The sequence below is a fragment of the Brevibacterium zhoupengii genome (assembly GCF_021117425.1).
GTDB lineage: Bacteria > Actinomycetota > Actinomycetes > Actinomycetales > Brevibacteriaceae > Brevibacterium > Brevibacterium zhoupengii.
Map to the genome: position 1 here is coordinate 4,132,243 of NZ_CP088298.1, position 19,821 is coordinate 4,152,063.

The 19,821-nt window shown below is 55.3% G+C and carries 14 protein-coding genes and 2 pseudogenes; 6 read left to right on the forward strand and 10 right to left on the reverse strand.

The window, feature by feature from the left end:
* The first annotated feature begins 125 nt into the window (after nucleotides 1-125).
* From LQ788_RS18655 to LQ788_RS18670, 4 genes are all read left to right on the forward strand, one after another.
* On the forward strand, nucleotides 126-1,604 hold the full coding sequence (locus LQ788_RS18655; RefSeq protein WP_231443623.1) for an aldehyde dehydrogenase family protein: 1,479 nt from the start codon (nucleotides 126-128) through the stop codon (nucleotides 1,602-1,604).
* Nucleotides 1,605-1,695: 91 nt separating this feature from the next.
* Nucleotides 1,696-3,210, forward strand: coding sequence for an amino acid permease (locus tag LQ788_RS18660; protein WP_231443625.1), 1,515 nt, complete (start codon nucleotides 1,696-1,698; stop codon nucleotides 3,208-3,210).
* Nucleotides 3,211-3,292: 82 nt separating this feature from the next.
* Nucleotides 3,293-4,186: an NAD(P)-dependent oxidoreductase gene (locus LQ788_RS18665; protein WP_231443626.1), complete on the forward strand. Its 894-nt coding sequence runs from the start codon at nucleotides 3,293-3,295 to the stop codon at nucleotides 4,184-4,186.
* 368 nt (nucleotides 4,187-4,554) lie between these two features.
* On the forward strand, nucleotides 4,555-5,412 hold the full coding sequence (locus LQ788_RS18670; protein WP_231443628.1) for a hypothetical protein: 858 nt from the start codon (nucleotides 4,555-4,557) through the stop codon (nucleotides 5,410-5,412).
* Here the strand turns inward: LQ788_RS18670 and LQ788_RS18675 are convergent.
* The 7 genes and pseudogenes from LQ788_RS18675 to LQ788_RS18705 all read right to left on the reverse strand — a co-directional run.
* Nucleotides 5,409-6,379 (reverse strand): annotated as a pseudogene (locus LQ788_RS18675) (IS481 family transposase). The gene LQ788_RS18670 and the pseudogene LQ788_RS18675 overlap by 4 nt on opposite strands.
* Before the next feature lie 245 nt (nucleotides 6,380-6,624).
* Nucleotides 6,625-8,172 (reverse strand): gamma-glutamyltransferase family protein, encoded by a 1,548-nt coding sequence (locus LQ788_RS18680; protein ID WP_231443630.1) that lies wholly within the window; start codon nucleotides 8,170-8,172, stop codon nucleotides 6,625-6,627.
* 178 nt (nucleotides 8,173-8,350) lie between these two features.
* Entirely contained in the window at nucleotides 8,351-9,685 is a 1,335-nt protein-coding gene (locus tag LQ788_RS18685; protein WP_394801342.1) for a DUF3100 domain-containing protein, read from the reverse strand.
* 204 nt (nucleotides 9,686-9,889) lie between these two features.
* Nucleotides 9,890-11,425, reverse strand: coding sequence for an aldehyde dehydrogenase family protein (locus LQ788_RS18690; RefSeq protein WP_231443634.1), 1,536 nt, complete (start codon nucleotides 11,423-11,425; stop codon nucleotides 9,890-9,892).
* A 26-nt stretch (nucleotides 11,426-11,451) separates the two neighbouring features.
* Entirely contained in the window at nucleotides 11,452-12,342 is an 891-nt protein-coding gene (locus tag LQ788_RS18695) for an NAD(P)-dependent oxidoreductase (protein ID WP_231443636.1), read from the reverse strand.
* A 52-nt stretch (nucleotides 12,343-12,394) separates the two neighbouring features.
* A complete protein-coding gene (locus tag LQ788_RS18700) occupies nucleotides 12,395-13,000 on the reverse strand; it encodes a MurR/RpiR family transcriptional regulator (RefSeq protein ID WP_231447481.1) in 606 nt (201 codons plus the stop codon).
* 30 nt (nucleotides 13,001-13,030) lie between these two features.
* Nucleotides 13,031-13,264, reverse strand: a pseudogene (locus LQ788_RS18705) (MurR/RpiR family transcriptional regulator); the annotation flags it as partial.
* 767 nt (nucleotides 13,265-14,031) lie between these two features.
* On the opposite strand from LQ788_RS18705, the gene LQ788_RS18710 reads away from it, so the two are divergent.
* Complete coding sequence (locus tag LQ788_RS18710) at nucleotides 14,032-14,502, forward strand: Lrp/AsnC family transcriptional regulator (protein WP_231443638.1); 471 nt, start codon at nucleotides 14,032-14,034, stop codon at nucleotides 14,500-14,502.
* 12 nt (nucleotides 14,503-14,514) lie between these two features.
* Here the strand turns inward: LQ788_RS18710 and LQ788_RS18715 are convergent, their stop codons facing one another.
* Both LQ788_RS18715 and LQ788_RS18720 read right to left on the reverse strand, forming a co-directional pair.
* On the reverse strand, nucleotides 14,515-15,924 hold the full coding sequence (locus LQ788_RS18715; protein ID WP_231443640.1) for an aldehyde dehydrogenase family protein: 1,410 nt from the start codon (nucleotides 15,922-15,924) through the stop codon (nucleotides 14,515-14,517).
* On the reverse strand, nucleotides 15,917-16,963 hold the full coding sequence (locus LQ788_RS18720) for a homoserine dehydrogenase (RefSeq protein WP_231443642.1): 1,047 nt from the start codon (nucleotides 16,961-16,963) through the stop codon (nucleotides 15,917-15,919). The genes LQ788_RS18715 and LQ788_RS18720 overlap by 8 nt, the downstream gene beginning before the upstream one ends.
* Nucleotides 16,964-17,178: 215 nt before the next feature.
* Between LQ788_RS18720 and LQ788_RS18725 the strand changes: the two genes are divergently transcribed.
* On the forward strand, nucleotides 17,179-18,678 hold the full coding sequence (locus tag LQ788_RS18725) for an aspartate ammonia-lyase (protein WP_231443643.1): 1,500 nt from the start codon (nucleotides 17,179-17,181) through the stop codon (nucleotides 18,676-18,678).
* Nucleotides 18,679-19,185: 507 nt separating this feature from the next.
* Here the strand turns inward: LQ788_RS18725 and LQ788_RS18730 are convergent.
* Nucleotides 19,186-19,797, reverse strand: coding sequence for a TetR/AcrR family transcriptional regulator (locus LQ788_RS18730; RefSeq protein WP_231443645.1), 612 nt, complete (start codon nucleotides 19,795-19,797; stop codon nucleotides 19,186-19,188).
* Nucleotides 19,798-19,821 lie beyond the last annotated feature (24 nt).

Consider the following 19,821-nt stretch of genomic DNA (forward strand, 5'->3'; position numbering starts at 1 on the left):
AGATGAGCGTTGTGGTGATATACATCTCATCGATACCTTGAACGAAGCACGTTTTCACCGCAGTTTTATCGATAGCGCGGCGATTTCGGCGGATTCCAAAATCGATGTCAGAAAGGTGTCACCGCATGACGAACCAGACGACTGCAAACGCTCACGCGAGCAAATCGTCCAAAGACTACCCTCAGCTGATCGACGGCAAATGGGTCTGCGCGAAGAACGACTCGTGGATTGATGTCGAGAACCCAGGCCGAGGGACCATTCTTGGTCGTGTTCCAGACTCTCGTGAAGAAGACGTCGATTCCGCAGTTGCTGCAGCCAAGGAAGCATTCGACGGATGGAAGCGCAAGGCAGCGCGAGATCGCGGACGTTTGCTGATTCAGATTGGTGACGTAATCGCCGATCGTCAAGAAGAACTGGCCCGCATTATCTCCTCTGAAACGGGTAATGCTCTCCGCACTCAGGCTCGTGGAGAAGCTGCTTCAGGTGCCGACATTTTTCGTTTCTACGGTGAGGTCGCATCCCAGCAAAAAGGCGACACACTCCCATTTGGCGACAATCTTCTTAGCTATACGGTAAGGGAGCCGGTCGGTGTTGTCGGCGGCATTGTCCCTTGGAATGCTCCCGTAACACTTGCAACTTTGAAGATGGCGATGGCACTGTCGACGGGAAATACACTCGTATTGAAAGTCGCCGAGCTCGCACCACTTGCCGTCCTCAAGGTCGCGGAGTGGGCGAATGAACTGTTGCCGGCTGGAGTACTCAATGTCATTTCGGGGACCGGACTTGGTGCAGGCGTGCCACTGGCAGGTCATTCGGACGTCGCAAAGTTGACGTTCACCGGGTCCACCTCTGTCGGCAAAGAGATCTTGTCAGCGGCAGCCTCACGGGTCGCTCCGGTGTCGCTGGAGCTAGGAGGTAAGTCGCCCGCAATCGTGTTCCCCGACTCGGACGATGCGGCCACTGTCAGCAACGTCATCAGTGCAATGCGTTTCACCCGTCAGGGTCAGTCGTGCACGGCGGGATCTCGACTCTTCCTGCACAAGTCGATCTATGACTCTTTCCTCTCCAAACTGACGGCCGAGCTCGACAAGTTGGTCATCGGAGACCCTCTCGATGAGGCGACCGATATTGGTGCAATTGCCAGCCAGAAGCAGTACAACACCGTGCTCGAGTACATCAACGATGCCTCCACAGAAGGTGCGACGATCATTACTGGCGGTCCGGATAAACCCGTTGAGTCCGGTGGCTACTATGTCGCTCCGACAATCATTGCAGGAGCCGAAGCGGATTCGAAGCTTTGCCGCGAAGAAGTCTTCGGCCCAGTTCTGGCCGTTATCCCATGGGAAGACGAAGAAGAATTGCTCAAGCAGGCCAACGATAGCAGCTACGGGCTCGCCGGTTACGTATTCACTAAAGACATCTCTACCGCGATCCGGTTCGCGAACGACCTAGAGGTCGGATGGGTCCAGGTCAATCGTGGCGGAGGCCAGCTGCCAGGTATGTCCTACGGCGGCAACAAGCAAAGCGGTCTTGGCCGCGAGTACTCCGTCGAAGGCGCGCTCGAGAGCTTCACCACCGTGAAGAACATCACAGTAGCAATCTAAATCCCTCTCTTACCGCCTCAGCGGTGGCAGCATCCACCACTTTGCCGCCCTGAGTCACGGTCCATAACATCAATCTTTAGGAGAGCCGACGATGTCGGTGAAAAATAGACCTGACCAAGGCGAAGAACTCATTGATGGTTTGAAGCCTGACCTCAAATCACGACACGTCAGCATGCTGGCAATTGGTGGCGCAATCGGCGTTGGCCTCTTCCTCGGTTCTGGAGCGGGAATCGAGTTGACAGGACCGTCAATTATCTTAGCGTACGCAGTCGTCGGTATGTTTATCTTTGTCGTCATGCGTGCGTTTGGGGAGTTACTTTCTTACCGTTCGATTTCGGGTAGCATCGCTGAATTCGCCCGTGAGTTTTTGGGTCCCAAGATGGGCTTCATCGCGGGGTGGGGCTACTGGCTCACGTGGTCTCTGATTGGAATGACCGAACTGACAGCGGCAGGTGTGTTCATCCAGTTCTGGTTCCCCGACGTTCCCGGTTGGGTCACAGCTGCAGTCGCATTGGTCGCACTAGTAATCCTCAATCTTCTACAAGTCGGCTACTTCGGCGAAGCAGAGTTCTGGTTTGCCTCAATCAAGGTCATCGCTATCGGTGGTCTAATACTTCTCGGCATTGCGGTGCTCATCTTCCGCTTCGGCCCGACAGGCGATACTGCTTCGCTTGCGAATCTTTTCACCGTTACGCATTCGGATGGCACATCCGGGTTCTTTCCCTATGGCTTCACTGCCTTTTTGTTGGCGATCCCCATCGCGGTGTTCTCCTTCCAAGGAACTGAGCTCGTCGGCATGACTGCTTCTGAGGCCCGTAATCGCAAGGTAGTAATCCCGAAAGCAATTAATGCTGTTCCTTTCCGCATTTCTTTCTTCTATGTGGGCGCATTAGCTGTTCTCATGTCTGTCGTGCCCTGGGACCAGTTCAGCAGTGCTGAGAGTCCATTTGTGCATGCACTTTCCGTGCTGGGGACGCCAGGAGCGGCTGGAATCATGAACTTTGTCGTCTTGACCTCTGCCCTGTCAGCGTGCAGCTCTGGACCCGTCTATTCAAATGCTCGTCTGCTCATGCGAATGGCAAAGAACGGCATTGCCCCCAAGACTTTCGACAAGACTGGCATAACTCACGTTCCTTCGCGAGCAGTACTGGCCTCCGGTGGGGTAATGCTCATCGGTGTGGCTATTAACTTCGTCATCCCAGAACAGGCATTCGCAGTGCTAGTTGCTGTCTGCTCATTTGCCGCGCTGTGGAACTGGGGCATTATTCTCGCTTGCTACATCTCCTACAAGAAAAAGGTGTTTCGGGGAGAGCGCCCTGCATCGGACTTCCGTCTCAAAGGCGGTGTCGCGCTCTCGTGGATCACCATATGCTTCCTCGCACTGATCGTGGTCCTGATGGCTTTCGACGCTGGGAACCGTCTCGCGCTTTACACTGTCCCGTTCTGGGCGCTAGCGCTCATTATCGGCTACCAGTCTTCGAAGCGCTGGAACCCGGGCCACCAAAAGTATTTGAAGATGAGCGAGACAGTCCCCAGCAACGACACGGGGCGCGAGCCTCAGCCTGACCCAAAGTACATCGCTCGCAAGAATGCCAAGGGCCTGTAAAACATAGCGAATCACGAACTGCATAAGGTCCGTCCTGCAAACCAACCACATCCACACGATTCAACGAAAGAGAAGTACTGAAATGACAACAAAAATTGCGTTCATAGGTTTGGGAAACATGGGCAAGCGCATGTCAGCTCGGCTGGTGGATCCTTCACATGACGTATTTGTGTTCGACGTCAACGCTGCCGCGACCGAAGCTTTGGTCGACCAGGGGGCCCAGTCGGCAGCCTCACCGGCAGAGGCTGCAACCGATGCCGATTACGTGCTCACGAGTCTGCCGAATGCAAAAATTATTGAATCCGTCTACCTAGGCGAAGATGGAATTCTCCAAACCCTGCGTCCTGGAGCAATTGCAATCGACTTCAGCACTGTTGACCCGCTCACTTCGCGTAAGATCGCGGAAGCTACTTCAGAGAAGGAAGCATTCTTCCTGGATGCACCAGTGAGTCGAGGAATCGCGGGGGCCGAAAACGGCACACTCGCAATCATGGTCGGGGGTGAGAAAAGAGCTTTCGATCAGGCTCAGGAAGTGCTCACGGTGCTCGGTTCGAGCATTACTCACGTCGGCGAGAGCGGAACCGGAGCCATGGTCAAGCTATGCAACAACATGATCAGTGCGATCATCACGGCTGCCACTGGTGAAGTGATGGTTGTGGGACGTGAGGTCGGCCTGGATACTCGAACAATGTACGACGTCCTCAGTAATAGCTCCGCTGCAAGTCACATGCTCAGCGACTACTTCCCTCGCACTGTTTTCGGCGAGGAGAGGCCAGTGGGCTTCACTCTTGACCTCATGATGAAAGACGTGGACCTCTTCCTGAACACCGCGGAGACTGGAACTGTCCCGCTGCACTTGAGCTCGGCAGCCCGGCAGGTATTTCGCGCTGCGAAGTCCCAGGGGATGGGGGCTAAAGACTCGTGCCACGTTGTTGAGATGTACGAAGCTGCCGCGGACCAGCAGCTTCGGTTCTGAGAGGGGCCCAGGTGAACGAACAGCACGAACAAGGTGAGTTCGAACCTGGGTTCATCATTCGAGGGCCCGCTGACGAACTTCACAGGCAACGGCGGGCCCTCGAACTAATCAATGGCTCTCATCGTCCCTCTGATCAGTACGTCAACCTCACAGGGAACGAAGGCGCTTTTCCGCTAGAACCGGAAGACCTGGCGAGCTGCAACGAGTGGATTGCCCCGGGTCACGTTGCAGATTCTCTCAAAACCAACACCCTGAGCCATCTCGGTGGAAACGCTCATCACAGTACGAGCATTGCCTCCCGAACGTCGTCCGTTGTTCTAGGTTTCTTGGCCGTTGCATGTTCGCGTGCAGGGCGTGTACTTTCGATCGTGCCAGACAACGGTTCGTCGCACTCTTCAGTTGTCTTTGCGGCGTCGACCTTCGAATTGTCGCTTGAAGAGTTTAGCTACCAAAGATTCTTGGCCCAACCTGAATATGCGCATGGTTTCGATTGCGCCATTGTCACCACGGTCACCAGCGATCTCGACGAGATTCCCAACGAGGCACTGGCTGACGTGTTCGAAACGCTAAACACCCATGAGCTGCGGTTCCTCGTCGACGATGCCTATGGTGCACGCGTGAGAACGGTATTTCGTGGAGGCCCACGCTCACTTTCCATAGGTGCCGATGTGGTGGTGACAAACGGTGACAAAGTGGGTTTGGGTGGACCTCGTTGCGGAATTCTCGCGGGAGAGCCGAAGTTGGTAAATGCAGTGGCAACTTGGATATCGGAGGCTGGTGCCGACGCGCGAGGACCAATTCACGTTGCCTTGGATCGAGCATTTCGCAACTGGAGTCCAGAACGCCTTCGTCGCGACGCCGAATACGGTAAATTACTCTCAGAGCTATTGTCCATGCGCCTTCCATTCGGAATGGTCGAGAGTGGTCTACTTGGTCCAACCATCACAGCAGATGCTGCTTTCGAATACTGCGCCGGGGGAAGTCGCTCGAGGTCTCTGAGTCCGGTGGAGATCACCGCATCGATCGGTATGATCCTTCTCGAGAACGGCATCATGACAGTCAATGCACTTGCTGGACCAGGAGCCAAGACATCTTTACGTTTCAAACCCACAGGTTCATTCCAGCTGCCGATGAGTTCAGTCGCCTCTAAGATTGTGCTCGCAATCGATACGGTTCGAGACCACAGTAGAGACAACGAGTGGATCGAGAGGACTCTCGTGGGCTAGCTGTACTTCCCCGTACGGTTGTGAACATATACTGATAGTGTGAGTCCACCGATACCGGTATAGGGTCGATGAAAATTATAATCATGGACCCACATTTCGTAGGACTCGGCCTGCTCGGTCTCATCGGCATACGTCCTCGCATAGGCCCACTCAGCATCAAGAGTCCGGTTGGCTCGTTCGACCTTCGCTGTCGTCTGCGGCCGATAGGGTCTCGTCTTCTTATGCTTGTCTCCCTCGCCAAGTGCCTGCACAAACGCCCGTGACCGGCGGCTGGCCCCGTTATCGGTCATCACAGCCGTGACCTCGACACCAATGTCTGCGAAGAACTCATCGGCCCGTCGCAAGAACCCGGTAGCAGTGTCCTTGCGCTCATCATCAAGGATCTCGGAATTGGCGACTCTCGAATAGTCATCGACAGCACGATGGAGGAACCGGTAACCACGCGACTCCTTTGCCCCGGACCAGACAGCTCGACCTCGACTGGCCCAGGCTTTCCCTTCCTAGGCCGTCCCACGCCCATGAGCACACTACCCGCCACCGTCGGGGATCCCGGCCCTGCTCTTGATATCGACGTGAACCATACGCCCAGGGGCCTCGACCTCGCAGCGAACTGGGGAAGGTTTCCGTGCTGGCAGTCCTGTCATCTGATCGATGTGAGCCAATGGCGGCGTTCGGAACCGGTTGAGGACTCGGCCAACAGTCGAAGGTGGAATACGAAGATGATAACCATGGGCCCCACCATCGGTTGATCCGCAGCCCCAGGATGCGTCTTTCCCTTTCAGCAAACTGTCGTATGGGGCTGCGGTGGTCGACTGGAGAAGTCGTCGAGATCGTTGCCGACTCGGTGACGACTCACCATTCTGGATACGGTTGCTGGCGAGACTTGGAATCGTTCGGCGACTCGGCGCTGGAACCATCCGTCGTTGATGACGAGAGAAACCAAGCGGCGTCTACCCTCGATGGTCAGTGACGTGACGGTGTGTCATGGAGTCCTCCGGGACTCGATCATGAGTTTCGCTACCCATATCGCTACCGGAGGTCTTCGCTCTACTTCAACTACGGTTCACAAGGTGTCGAGGAAGTATAGCTAGCGCTCGATTTTCTCCAATGCGAGTGGACCGGTCAAACCCACGTCGTATTGAAGACACTCGGCCGAGAATTCTGCTTTGCGGACGCCGGCAAACCTGCGGGCAGCCAGGCTGTGCTGGCAGGTTAAAATACTGCCGCCGCATGACCATCGCGCTGGGGATCTGCTGCGCCCTCAAGCGAGCCATTCAGTTTCGACAGTGCGTGGACTGCACCAAATGCGTAGTTCATCGGGGATCTTCGCACCTCATAGCTTCGTTTGACGAGTGCGGCCTCACTTTCGCGGCTGATGCGATTACTCAGATCAATTGCATTCGAGGTGGCCGCTATCCGAGGCGCAAGCACGGCTTCACGGACATCCATTCCGAAGTCGATAAAGTTCGACAATGCTTGAACTATCGCCGGAGTGATCAGAGATCCGCCTGGCGCACCTAAGGTAAGTATTGGACCTGACTCATCGAATACGATCACCGGGCAAGCGGTCGTATTCCGACGACGGCCAGCCTGAACAGAGTTGACGGATCCCGGCCGGGGGTCGAAAGTACTCATACCCCCATTGAGCATGAAACCTAGCCCAGTTGGAATATAACCCGATGGGTTTCCAAGAGTGTGGGTGAGGGAGACAGTGAACCCTTGTTCGTCGATCGCGCAAACGTGGGTTGTGTTGGGCGAGTCCTCATGAACGCGCCCAACTTGCACGCGTTCCGAGTTTCGGATTGCCTCGGCGGCAGTTTTGGCCCGTTCGCTGCTCAACAGGCTCAGATAATCGTCCTCAGATACGTCTGACTTCTGCCATAGGGACTCTTTGTCTTGAAGCGCCCTCTTCATAGCCTCTGAGAGAACTTCGATGTGGGCCGAACTATTATGGCCCAGGCCGGAAAGTTCAAACTCGTTGAGAATCCCCAGAATCTGCATGGTTTGTATTCCGCCTGCGGGCTGCGGTGGCATCGAAAGCCCAATACCCCTGTACTTGCCTAATAGTGGTCTCAGCTCGTGGATTGTGTAATGCCGCAGATCGTCGATACATAGAAGGCCACCATCGCGCTGCACACTCGAAGCGAGTAGATCTGCGATAGCCCCCTTATATAGCTCCTCGGAGCCGTGCTCAGCAATATGACGTAGGACCTCACTGAGCTCAGGGTTGGTGATCACGTCACCGACGCGAGGCGGACGGTCGGCAGCACCATAGATTCGACGCCCGTCTGGCGTGGAGAGCAACTTGTCCGCATAGTTCATTCGTCCGTTCTTCGCTTCGTCGTTGTCCAAGGTTGCTTGAACGTAAGGCCGGACTGTCCAACCACTTTTCGCGATTCGGATCGCGTCAGCAAACAGGTCCGCCCACGGCGTTGAGCCGAATCGACTATGCAGGTTGGCTAGTGCTTTCAACGTCCCCGGGACCATGACCGACTCCGCGCCAGTTTCGTTTCTATGTCCGCGTACTTGATACCCGAAGCCGTCTGGAGTCGGACCAAGATAGTCCGACAGCCAAATGTCTGGCCGAATCTGTGATGGTGTCTGTCCAAGAGCATCGATGACCACAATCTCACTCTCGCGAGTCATCACTTGCGCAACAGCCATACCTCCGAGCCCGCACATCAATGGATCCACAACGGTTTGAACCAGCGCTGCAGCTACAACGGCGTCGACGGCGTTGCCACCTTCTGCCATTATCATCGCTCCTGCATCTGATGCCTCCGGCTGAGCAGTCACAATCATTGCTCGCGGGGAGCGCCGTGGCGGCCTGGTGAAACGCATATGTCAATCTCCTCGAAAACCGATCAGCTGCTTGGTGCTGAGAATGCCGATGGGCGGTCTTAGGCTTTCTTGCCCTAGTCCGCACAAGTTGTCCGTTCTATCCCCAGAAGCCCAAAGTGAACTCCGCGATCACCGTCGAGAGCAAGAAGGAGGCAGTAATTGCGACGAGACCGACCGGCACGATCTTCCAGCCAATTTCTCGCAGAAGTGAGAGGTCCTTACCAAGTGAAAGTCCCGCTAAGGTCAGCATGACAGTCGCCAATGACAAGACGTCGACAGAGGAGACCTGAGCGGTCAACCACTCCCCCGCGAAGAACCAAGGGCTTGAAATGTATGCTCCGATCGTTGTGATCCAGATGATGACTGAGATTTTCCGGAGAAGCTTGGCTAGAACCATGCTGATTAGAATCAATCCGAGCATGATGGCGTAACCAATGACGATGCTCATCGATGGTTTGTCGGCAGCGATGAGTGCCGTACAAAGTCCGATCACCGTGAGAATCGGGAGCGAGAGAATTAGCGGTACTCGAACGGTGGCGGTTGTCTCTTCCAGTGCTTTGATAAACGCGCTGTTCTCCTTGTCACTGTTGCCATTGGCTCCGGTACTATCGATGATTGCCGTCTCGTTGGCGCCAGCGACTCCATCTCTCGTAATAGGGTCGGAGGTTAGTGTGGTGGCCGGGAATCTGCCGCTGGATTCTTCGCTCACGCGGTGCCGACCGCGTGAAAGGAAATGATAGAAGCGGTCAGCGAGTGGAAGCGAGATATAGATGCCGACATAAACGCCGAGAACAGTGGTGATCAGATTCGACACCGAGGCGATGGCCAAAACGGCATCGGCACTTTCCGGATAGGCGTTGACAATACTGCCAACCGAAGCAGCCATCATAGAACCGCTTCCAACTCCTGCTCCCATCGCCAGCGCGAGAGGATCGAAAATCTTCCAGTTCGCGACCAATGAGGTCAGCAAGGTGATGAAGACTGCGCCGAAAAGCGTGCCGAAGACGTACATCGACAGGACACCGCGATATTGGTGCGAGTCTGGCCCGTATTTTTCCGACACCATGGCAAATGAAGGTTCCCGATCGAGGGAGAATGTCGCGCCGATAGTCGATGTTCCCATCCTCAGAAGGACGGCCAGCGGAAGAGCCAACGCGATCGTGCCGAGCATGTGCCCGATCTCCTGAAGGAAGAGTGCGGGACCTGCGTTGACGAGAGTGGGAAGATTCGGTCCGATGTTGAAGGCAAGCCTAGCAACAAGAAACAGCACGGCCACTGCTACGAGCGCCGCAGCTACTTTCTGCAGATCGATGCCCAGAGGCTTGAACCTCTGCACGGAGAGGATCAGACCAACGATCAGCCCCCACACCATAGGGAATATGACAATCGAACCGATACCAAGATTGATGTCAAGTTCTCCCACAAACTCCATCACTATTGCGATGGCAAATGCGAGAGCTGCGATGGTCAACGTCTGTTTCTTGCCTACAGTTGGAGCATTGCTGTCAGTGCTCACTGTTCTTTTCTCCTCTATCAGTGGCCAGTTGCCAAGTTTGTTTCGGGTATAGCAATGCCGCGCGGTCGCGTTCTATAAGTCAAGACCGCACGGCATAGATTGACTACGGTGCGAGCGTAATCAGTAGTTCAAAGACGGAAATGGAGATCCGGTAGCCTGTGTAGGGGCCCAGATTGATTTGATCTGGGTGTACTCGTCAAGCACACCTGGGCCGGAAGATCGGCCGTGGCCGGAATCGCCAAAGCCGCCAAACGGTGCGGCGACGTGAATCTTCTTGTATGCGTTGATCCAGAATGTTCCGGCTCTCACTGAGCGAGCAACATGGTGCGCCCGCGACACATTCTCAGTCCACACCGCACCTGCAAGCCCGAATGCGGTGGCATTGGCCCGGTTGATTGCGTCCTGCTCGGAATCGAAGACATCAGCTCCGAGAACAGGCCCGAAGACTTCCGTCGTCTCCAATCGGTTCTGCGGAGTGACTCCCGCCAGCAATGTCGGTTGCACCCACCGACCGCCGCCGAGCACCGAGTCCGTGATCGAAGCTGGTAAAGAATCTGAGGTAAGCCTGTTCGCTCCATCCTCCAATCCGGTCTGAATCAAGTTGCGGATTATGTCGTACTGCGGAGGCGTAATAATCGGTCCGATCTCAGTCTCTGAATCGAGCGGATCCCCGATTCGTAAGCGCGAGGCCTTTTCTGCGACCAGCTCAAGGAACTCGTTTTTAACTTCACGCTGAATGAGAAGCCTGGATCCTGCAACGCAGGATTGACCGGCCTGGGTGAAGATTGCTGCTACAGCACCGTCAGAGGCTCGATCAAGGTCTGCATCGGCGAAGACAATGTTTGCACTCTTACCTCCGAGCTCGAGAACAATAGGGATTCCTGCTGCTGCAGCAGCCACCGATACTTTGCGCCCAGTAGGTAGTGATCCGATAAAGGACACTTTCCCGACGCGACGATCAGTGGTCAATGCCGTGCCTACGGTCGATCCTTCACCGATAGCAACGTTGAAGACACCGGCAGGGAGCCCAGCGGAATGAGCGATCTGCGCAAGGCGGATCGTACTGACAGGTGTGAACTCGCTAGGCTTGACTATGACAGCATTTCCAGCCGCGAGCGGTGCAGCGGAATTCCAGCCAGCAGTGAAAGCTGGCGCGTTCCACGGAGTGATTGAAACGACGACGCCGCAAGGGACACGTTCAGTGTAGGTATGCCAGTCGCCAGGGACAGGGATGGTGAGTCCGAACAACTTGTCCGCCCACCCCGAATAGTAGGCGAACATCTCGGCCACTTTGGCCATTTCACCGCGTGTATCGGTGATTGTCTTACCTGTCGTTACAGACTCAATCTGTGCGAGTTCCTCCGCGTGATCTTCAATCGCGGCCGATACGTGCCTGAGTATATTTGCTCGTTCGAATGGATCAGTTTTGGCCCAGATTTCGGCGCCCCGCTGTGAGCTCTCAACCACAGCTTGTGCGCCCTCGAGACCGCTATCGTTGTATGTAAGGAAGCTCTCTCCCGTCGCACTCACTGTCAGTTCGATCGGGTTTCCGGCTCCAGGCACAACCTTGCCATCGAGAAACGATCCAATCCCGTCGGCGAAGTACTGATGGACTGCTGCTCTTGCATTGGCAGCAGATGATTCGGTGAAAAGCATGCTTCTCCTTAAGCTTTCTCTACTGACTAGCGCTGCTCGTGACTTGCGTTCTGTAGGTCAAGATCGGGTATAAGCAGCTTCCCGATCTCGGAAAAGTCAGAGTTCGTGCCAATATGTTCCCGGGTCTGTTCCCAGATCGAGCTGGCACGGTTGAGCACTGCCGGGTCAGATCCCACTTCTTGTCCGATCTGCACAGCCAGTGCGATGTCCCGGGCCATTAGTCCAGTGGAAAAGCCGGAATCATAAGTGCCGCTGAGAATCCAATCTGGATACATGTGCGAAGTAGCCCGGCTAGTGCCCGTGGCCGCCGAGACACTCTGGGCAGCAATTTCCGGGTCCACTCCCCAAGCCTGTGCAATGGCAAGAGCTTCTCCTGTTGCAATCAGATTCGTCGCTGAGAGAGCATTGTTAATCAACTTCACTACGTTTCCTGCACCGGGGCCACCCAAATGTTTAAACGCTCCGCTAGTGAGTGTTTCCAGAACGGAGCGGGATTTTTCAAGGTCCGATTCGCTGCCACCAACGAAAGCGCTCAACGTGCCACTTGCTGCACCAACCCTGCCACCAGACACCGGCGCATCAACAAAGGCGGTACCTTGTTCCCGTGCAAGTTTTGACATCTCACGACTAGTCCCAGGGTCCGAAGTAGTCGTGTCGACAATTGCTACAGTACCGGGCTGAGAGAGGACTTTCGGCACAGTATCGCGAACAAGGTCGGCATTCGGCAATGACATAAGCACATACTCGTGCCCGACGACCGTGCTGATGTCCGAACTCGGCGTGACGCCATTTGAGCAGGCCTTTTCACGGGCTTCCTCCGACGGGTCAACACCAGTAACGTCCCAACCAGTGCGGCTGAGAGTCGAAGCCATTGCTCCGCCCATAGCCCCCAGACCAATAACGGCGATATGTTTCAAGATATGTTCCTGTTCTATGTTTGGTGTTCAAGTTCAATACTTCAGGCGCGGACTAGTCACTGTAAATCTCGAGTTCCTTCCACATCTTCTGAATTCCACGAAGCGACTGGCGGCTTCTCTCGGTGTTCGCCGTTTCCATACCTGCCAAAAGGCCGTATATCACCGATGTTGCCGCGGTAACTGACTGGAAGAACGAGATGCCCTCGGATGGGACGACAAGTAGGTGGTCAGCGGCCTCCGAAATAAGGCTTTCCCTCATGTCGGTGATGGCCAAAACTTTCGCGCCTAACTCCCGAACTGCCTCGGCTGCGAGAGTAGAAGTCTTATTTGTTCGCCACATGTTGACAATCACGAGCAAGTCGTCGGGCCCCATCGTGTTCAAAGCACTGGCAAGGTGGACACTCCCGCGGGGCTCATGAGCAATCGAGTATCCCATCGTGGTACCAAGATGAGCGAGCAAACCTGCGGGGCCCGCATACGACCCAAACCCCAGAACGAGAGTGCGTCTCGCTGAGATTAGGGCCTCAATCGCCGCGTCGGCTTCTATTTCCGAGATCGATTCTTTCGTCAATCGGAGATTGTCGATTTCGTGGTCGAGTGCGTCGTGCACAGGCGAGTGGTAGCTCCCATGCTCGTTCAAGGTGTCTTCGGTGTTCAACGACAGAAGATGGCGTGCTCGAAGTTCTCGCTGCAGGTCGGGCCACCCCCGATAGCCGAGCGCCTGAGCAGTCCGGACGATAGTTGAACCATTGACGTCTGCCCTTTGAGCGAGCTCAGATGTGTCTGCGTAAAGTGCCAAACGCGGATTACGGATAATTACATCCGCAACACGTGACTGAGACTTCGAAAGGTGGGCATCCCCAACTAGATCAACGAACCACGTCACTCCGTGGCCAGAGTCCGGCCTATCTTGTTTATGCATCGTGTTTCACCTCACAGTACTTGCAACCGATTCTGCAAGGCTATATCTCTGGGAAAAATTCTGCAATAGCTTCATTCGCGATTTTTCTGGTCGCCGGACGGACTGAGTGACGTTCGCCAGTTCACCGATGAACACGAGAAGGCTAGTCAAGCAGCAGTAAGTGCTATACCGGCCTGCGCGACCCACGCCGAACCTGATAGTCAATCCGCTACTCACCCCGTTATGGAGCTGAAGCATTCTCGAAATTGCCCCGGGACCGCCCTCAGTAGGATCCCTCGACGCCACATGTCGCCGGGAAATCCAGAAGCCAGTCAATTTCGATGTCGGGCCGACCCCAGGCCTTGGGCAAGTTCACAAAGCGATGGAGATAAGCGCCTGCGCTGGAAAGTTCGTTATCTGGCACTTACAGCAAGGACGTGCGAAAGCCTGCATTCGTCGATCAACCTGATGTGCACGGTGGCGATCGGCGCAGACACGCGGCCTGTGCGGGATGGCAAGTGGGATCTCAAAACGCTGAGCCACGAAATAATAGTGGAAGCCATAGAACGCATCTCGCTCGGACTTGCTCCGAACTCGTAGCCGGCAGACTTAGTCAATACCGTCCGGCCAGGCCTAAAGTCGTGGTTAACAGGAGCGCCGCCTGAGCGTCGGTACAGAAAGCTGAATTCGCCTGTACGCAAACCAGCCTTCACCCCGAAACAGCAGTAGGTCCCTGCGTTCGTAAGAAAAAGTTTCCGGCCACTATTATTGACTCAACAGCAAGACCTATGCGGAAAGAAGAGCAGTTGCGACGACAACTCGATGCAATAGATTTGCGCATCCTCAGTGCGTTGCGCCGCAATGCCCGACTCAGTCATTCTTCACTCGGGGATGAAGTCAATCTGTCCCGGAATGCGGTTCGCCAAAGAATCGAACGACTCGAACGCGACGGACACATTTCGGGATACACAATCGTCGAAAAAGTTGAAGAGTCAAGCACCTCGGTGATGGCGCTTCTACTTATCGACAGGAATGATCGCATGCGAGGAGGTGAGGTCGTCGAAATACTCCGCTCAATACCTGAGATCGTCCGGTGTGATGTCGTCGCTGGTGAGCTCGACTTGGTGGCTCATGTAGAGGCTGCAGAAACAGCCAGGGTCAGTGAGATTTGGCAACTTCTCGCCAAACACCCCGGCGTGAGGGACATCACGACCGCCATGTCCCTCACTACCGTGATAGATCGAACTCACCAAATATAACCTGAGGGGTAACTACTGCCCGGCTATTGCGACGACCTTCGGCTGTGTCATTTCTTCAACAGTGAAACGCACTCCTTCACGGCCCATCGATCCATACTTCGCCCCTCCGAACGGCATGGAGTCAAGGCGGAAGTCAGAGGAGTCATTGATCATCACGCCACCTGCCTCGATCGACTCAGCAACACGAAACGCTCTATTGATGTCCGAAGTGAAAAGCCCGGCCTGCAGAGAGTACTCACTATCATTGGCTGCTGCTACAGCCTCAGCCTCTGACTCAAATGGTTCCAGAAGAACGACCGGTGCGAACACCTCCTCCTTCCACAGACGGCATGTTCGCGGAACTTTAATCAGAATAGCCGGCGAAAGCAGTGATTCTTTCTGCTCTCCTCCAGAAATTAGTCGAGCGCCTGCTTTGACTGCTTCATCGATAGAACGACGAGCGCCAATAGCAGCAGAAGTGCTGATCATCGGCCCGATGTCCGTCTTCTCTAGACGCGGATCACCAACTTCTAAATGCTTGGTGACTGTCACCAGCTCTTGAAGAAACGGGAAGAAGACACTCTTATCGACCAAGATCCGTTGAGCACCGATGCAGTTCTGCCCCGCTGCCCAGAAGCCACCCGATGCACAAGCTTCGGCCGCCTGAGTAAGATCAGCATCGTCGAATACAAGAACCGGTGCGTTCCCTCCCAGTTCCATCGAAAGGCGCTTAATACCTGCCAGCTTCGCAATGGCTTCACCCGTTGCAAACCCCCCTGTGAAGGACACCATCCGGACCTTACGCGAGCTGACAAGCATTCTAACCACATCCCGGTTGCCGCGTACTACCTGAATCGCCTGCTCAGGCAGACCCGACCGCAACAAGATGTCGACCAGAAACTGTGCAGTCAGGGGAGTTTGTTGCGATGGTTTTAGGACCACCGAGTTGCCCGCAGCGATAGCTGGGCCCAACTTGTGCGCAACCAAGTTCAGAGCGTCGTTGTACGGTGTGATCGCGACCACCAGACCAAGCGGCTCCCGCGTGTACCACCCTCGGCGGCCTTCAGCCCCGGGAAAGGTGTCGAAAGCGATCACTTCACCAGGATTATCGAGCGCAGCATTCGCCGAGAGTTTCAAGGTGTTTGCCGCTCTTGAGACTTCTTTGCGCGCCTGGCGTATAGTCTTACCGGCTTCCGCCACAATGAGTTCAGCGACTTCATCCGCGTGTGTCTGCAGAGACTCCGCTGCAGTGTTGAGTATATCGGCTCGGCGATGGCGGGGTATCTGAGCTGCCGACGGCGCGGCACTTGCGGCAACCTCGAGCTTCGCAGCAGCTTGCTCCACCGTGTCTTGCTCAAGCGTGCCGATCAACTCGCCGGTGTACTTGTTCCAGATTCTCAGATCATCGGGCTCTACGAATTCATTAGTATCGATCTCAGGCATTTGGTGTTTCCCGCTTAAAGTCGTGGATAGAAATGATGTCGGAGACTAGGGCGTAAGCAGTCTCTACTCGACCCGCTCCTGGGCCACTAATGGTCACCTGGCCGAGCAGGTCGGTATCGAAGGTGACCGCGTTTGTCGCTCCTGCAATTCCCGCAAGCGGGTGGTCCGCTGAAAGCGCGACGGGTTGGACTCTCGCTACCAAAGTTCCCGCTTCCGAGCGCGAGACGGAGCCAATTAGCTTCCACTTCTTTCCCTCTGCAGCAGCTGTTTCGATGTCTCCACGAGTAATAGCGTCGATGCCGGTAGTGTCGACGTCTGACGGATCTAGATTCGCGTCCAGCAGCTCGTTGGCGAGGATCGAGACTTTGAGCTGGACGTCGGAGCCTCCGATGTCGGCGGTAGGGTCAGCCTCGGCATAGCCATGGCCCTGGGCTTCAGAAATTGCAGCTTCGAGGTCGAGCCCGTCCTCCATCCGACCGAGTACATAGTTGCAAGTGCCGTTGAGTATGCCTTGGACACCTCGAATAGTCGCACCGCTCAAGCGTTCGTGTGCCAAAGATATTACCGGTGTACCACTGACAACCGATCCCTCATAAGCGAAAAGAACTCCGTTTTCCTCCGCAAGTGTGTTCAGCTCTCGGCCGTAGAGCGCGACAGGGCCCTTGTTTGTTGTCGTCACGTGCTTACCAGATTCAAGCGCCGTCCGCACGTGAGTAGCTGCTGGCTCACCGTCGAGCGGGTTGGTGAATGTCGCCTCGACGACGATTTGCGCAGTGCTCTGACGAATGAATCGCTCGTTATCGATTGAGTCATCGCCGCCCGCGAGAATTGAGAAACTTTCTCCTGGCCCGAGCCTAAAAACCGAAGCCAGGTCAATACCGTTGGGGTTGACGAGAGTTCCGCGAAACAGGTCGCTGATACCCACGATACGCAGCCTGAACCCAAGCCGGTCAAAACGCTCTGGCCCATCGACAATTAGTCGGGCTAACGCCTGATTGACCCCGCCGAAACCGACGAGAGCAAGGTCATAGGTGTTCATAGTCTTCTCCAATGCGAGTTGATACTGGGTTACTAAAACACTCTCGCAGGGGCTGTACCGCCGCATACGGTCACACCGCCACAAACCGATTGCGTTCTGCGCAAAGATCACATACTCAAGTGACATAACGGCACTTCCGTAGGCATGGGTAGAACTGAATTGTTACGGTTTCAAGATGGCTCCCAGTCGCAAGTGAAAGACGTTGACAAAAACTCATGATCGAACTCAGCACGTCAGTACCTACCTCAAACACGGGAACTTCGCATCCTCAAACACGAACCGAAACAGACTCGCTCGGTGCTCTGGAGATTCCACATGACGCCTACTGGGGAGCAAACTCCGCTCGAGCTAATGAAAACTTCCCGATCGCGCTCAGCAGCATCGCGGTCTACCCACAATTTGTTCGAGCATTCGCCTGCGTCAAGCAGGCTGCTTGCCGGGCCAACGCTGAGATTGGGCATCTCGACGGCACGCGCGCACACTGGATTGACAAAGCCTGTGAGGAGGTCAAACACGGTCATCTTCTCGAGCAGTTCAACGTCAATGTCATTCAAGGTGGAGCGGGCACATCCACGAATATGAATGTCAATGAAGTCATCACGAATAGGGCCCTCGAGCTCGCAGGAAGAAATAAAGGTGACTATTCCTTCATCAACCCCATCGACCATACCAATCGCAGTCAATCTACGAATGACACCTATCCGACCGCCATCAAAATTGCTTTGGCATTCTCGCTCGAGGGCTTGCTTTCCGAGCTGGAAGAACTCGCCGGGTGCTTCAAAGATAAGGGTGACGAGTTCTCGCACATTGTGAAAGTTGGGCGCACACAACTTCAGGATGCCGTGCCGATGACGTTGGGACAAGAATTCACCGCGTTCTCAGTGACTCTTCTCGAAGAAGTTGATCGGCTGAATGATGCGGTCGCCCTTCTGAGAGAAGTAAACATGGGCGCTACGGCGATCGGCACCGGCATCAACGCCCCGGCCAAATACCGGAAAGCAGTGATGGGGCACCTCCGGGCAATCACAAATCTTGACCTGCTCAGTGCTGACGACCTCGTCGAGTCGACAAGTGATACTGGTGCCTTCGTGACATTCTCTGGAGCGCTCAAGAGGAGCGCACTGAAACTGTCGAAAATCGCCAACGATCTCCGACTCCTATCATCAGGGCCGCAAGCGGGTCTGTCCGAGATCAACCTACCGGCGCGGCAAGCGGGCTCGTCGATCATGCCAGGAAAAGTAAATCCCGTTATCCCCGAAGCCGTATCCCAAGTGGCCTACTCGGTTGCAGGGGCGGATGTCACGGTGTCAATGGCGGCGGAAGCAGGTCAGTTACAACTCAACGCTTTCGAACCAATCATCGCGCACTCCCTGTTCGAGTCTCTGATACATCTGGAACACGCGTGTCGAACATTCCGAATCAACTGTGTCCGCGGTATCACAGCAAACGAAAGTCTCCTGAGCGAGACGATCTCACAGTCAGTGACGGTAATTACCGCACTTGCCCCCGATATCGGGTATGCAACAGCGGCCCGACTGGCGAAGAAAGCGCTACACGACTCGCGCTCAGTCGTAGAGATAGTCGTCGAAGAAGGGATTCTGTGTAACGAAGCCCTCGAATGGCTCATTCGTCCCGGACGACTGACGGGCACGGAACCGCTTAACTCAGGCGACAGGTCCACTGGATCCGATCGTTCTTCCCTTCAAACTAAATAGCCAGACATCCGAAGATAGATCCTAGAAGGCCATTGCTAACTCGGAACCCAGCTAACCTCGCTGGAACCAGCGGATCCCCATCATCCCGACGACACCCTTACACTGTGCAGGCGGACCAACACGACAAGAATTGCCGATTCACAGGTCTCACCCGTCGCCGGATAAAGATGGTCATGTGTTTCCGAACACTCAGTAAGAAAAGGGATTTGATCTCTGTGAGCGAGAGGTGCAGGCGTGATTGCCCTCCTCCTGCCAGGTGTTCTTCACGTAGGTAACCGTGCTCGACAATTTGAGAATTGTGCTTACTGAGAGCTTACTTCGATATCCTCAGCCGTTCCTGAAGCTCATGAAATTCCACATGCGTCGCGGCGTGCGCGATAGCGCAGATTCGCAGCCGATGCGGCATCTGTATCAGGCGAGTCTAGGGGGGGCAGTCACCCGGCTCGGTAACAAGGTTGGGGTGACGGACATCTGTGTAATTCCATGGCAAGAAAGAAGGGGCTCGGGTCAAGGTTGAGAGATGAGTTGTCGAAGTTCTTGGCACGCGCGCCTATACAAATCAGCTACATTTGTGGGCGGTTGATCACCACTGCGGTAGGTCCATTCTTCGAGGGCTGCGTGAAGTGTCGCCGATGTCACGTGGACCAGCAGTCTCGCGATGAGGGCGTGTTGCTGCCCGAAGTTCTCCTCCAGGCGGGACCGCAAGCGCTCGGTTGACGTTCGCAATCGGCGTTCGGCCGCCTGCTGCAATCCGGGCTCCCGTGCAATGAGTTTCTGCACGGCAAGATATTCGCTTTCATCGTCCGCGAGGTCGTCAAGCATCGAAGCATACATCTCCTGGATCAACATCAATGCAGCTGCCGAATCTGTACCGCCGAGGTTGAGTTCAGCGGCGGCGTCCTCCACGTCCATGTAACCCGTCAGCACAGCGTCTTCTTTGGTCTCGAAGTGGCGAAAAAATGTGCGCGGAGAGATACCCGCTTCGGCGGCTATGTCGTCAACAGTCGTACCGCTGACGCCTTTTTCCTCGAACAGCCGCAGCGCGACTGTACCGACCTGCTGTCGAATTTCAACGCGTCGCCGGGTTCGTAGATCAGAAGTCGGGCGGGTGTCAGCCATGGTGGCCATCTCCTTCGCTGGGCT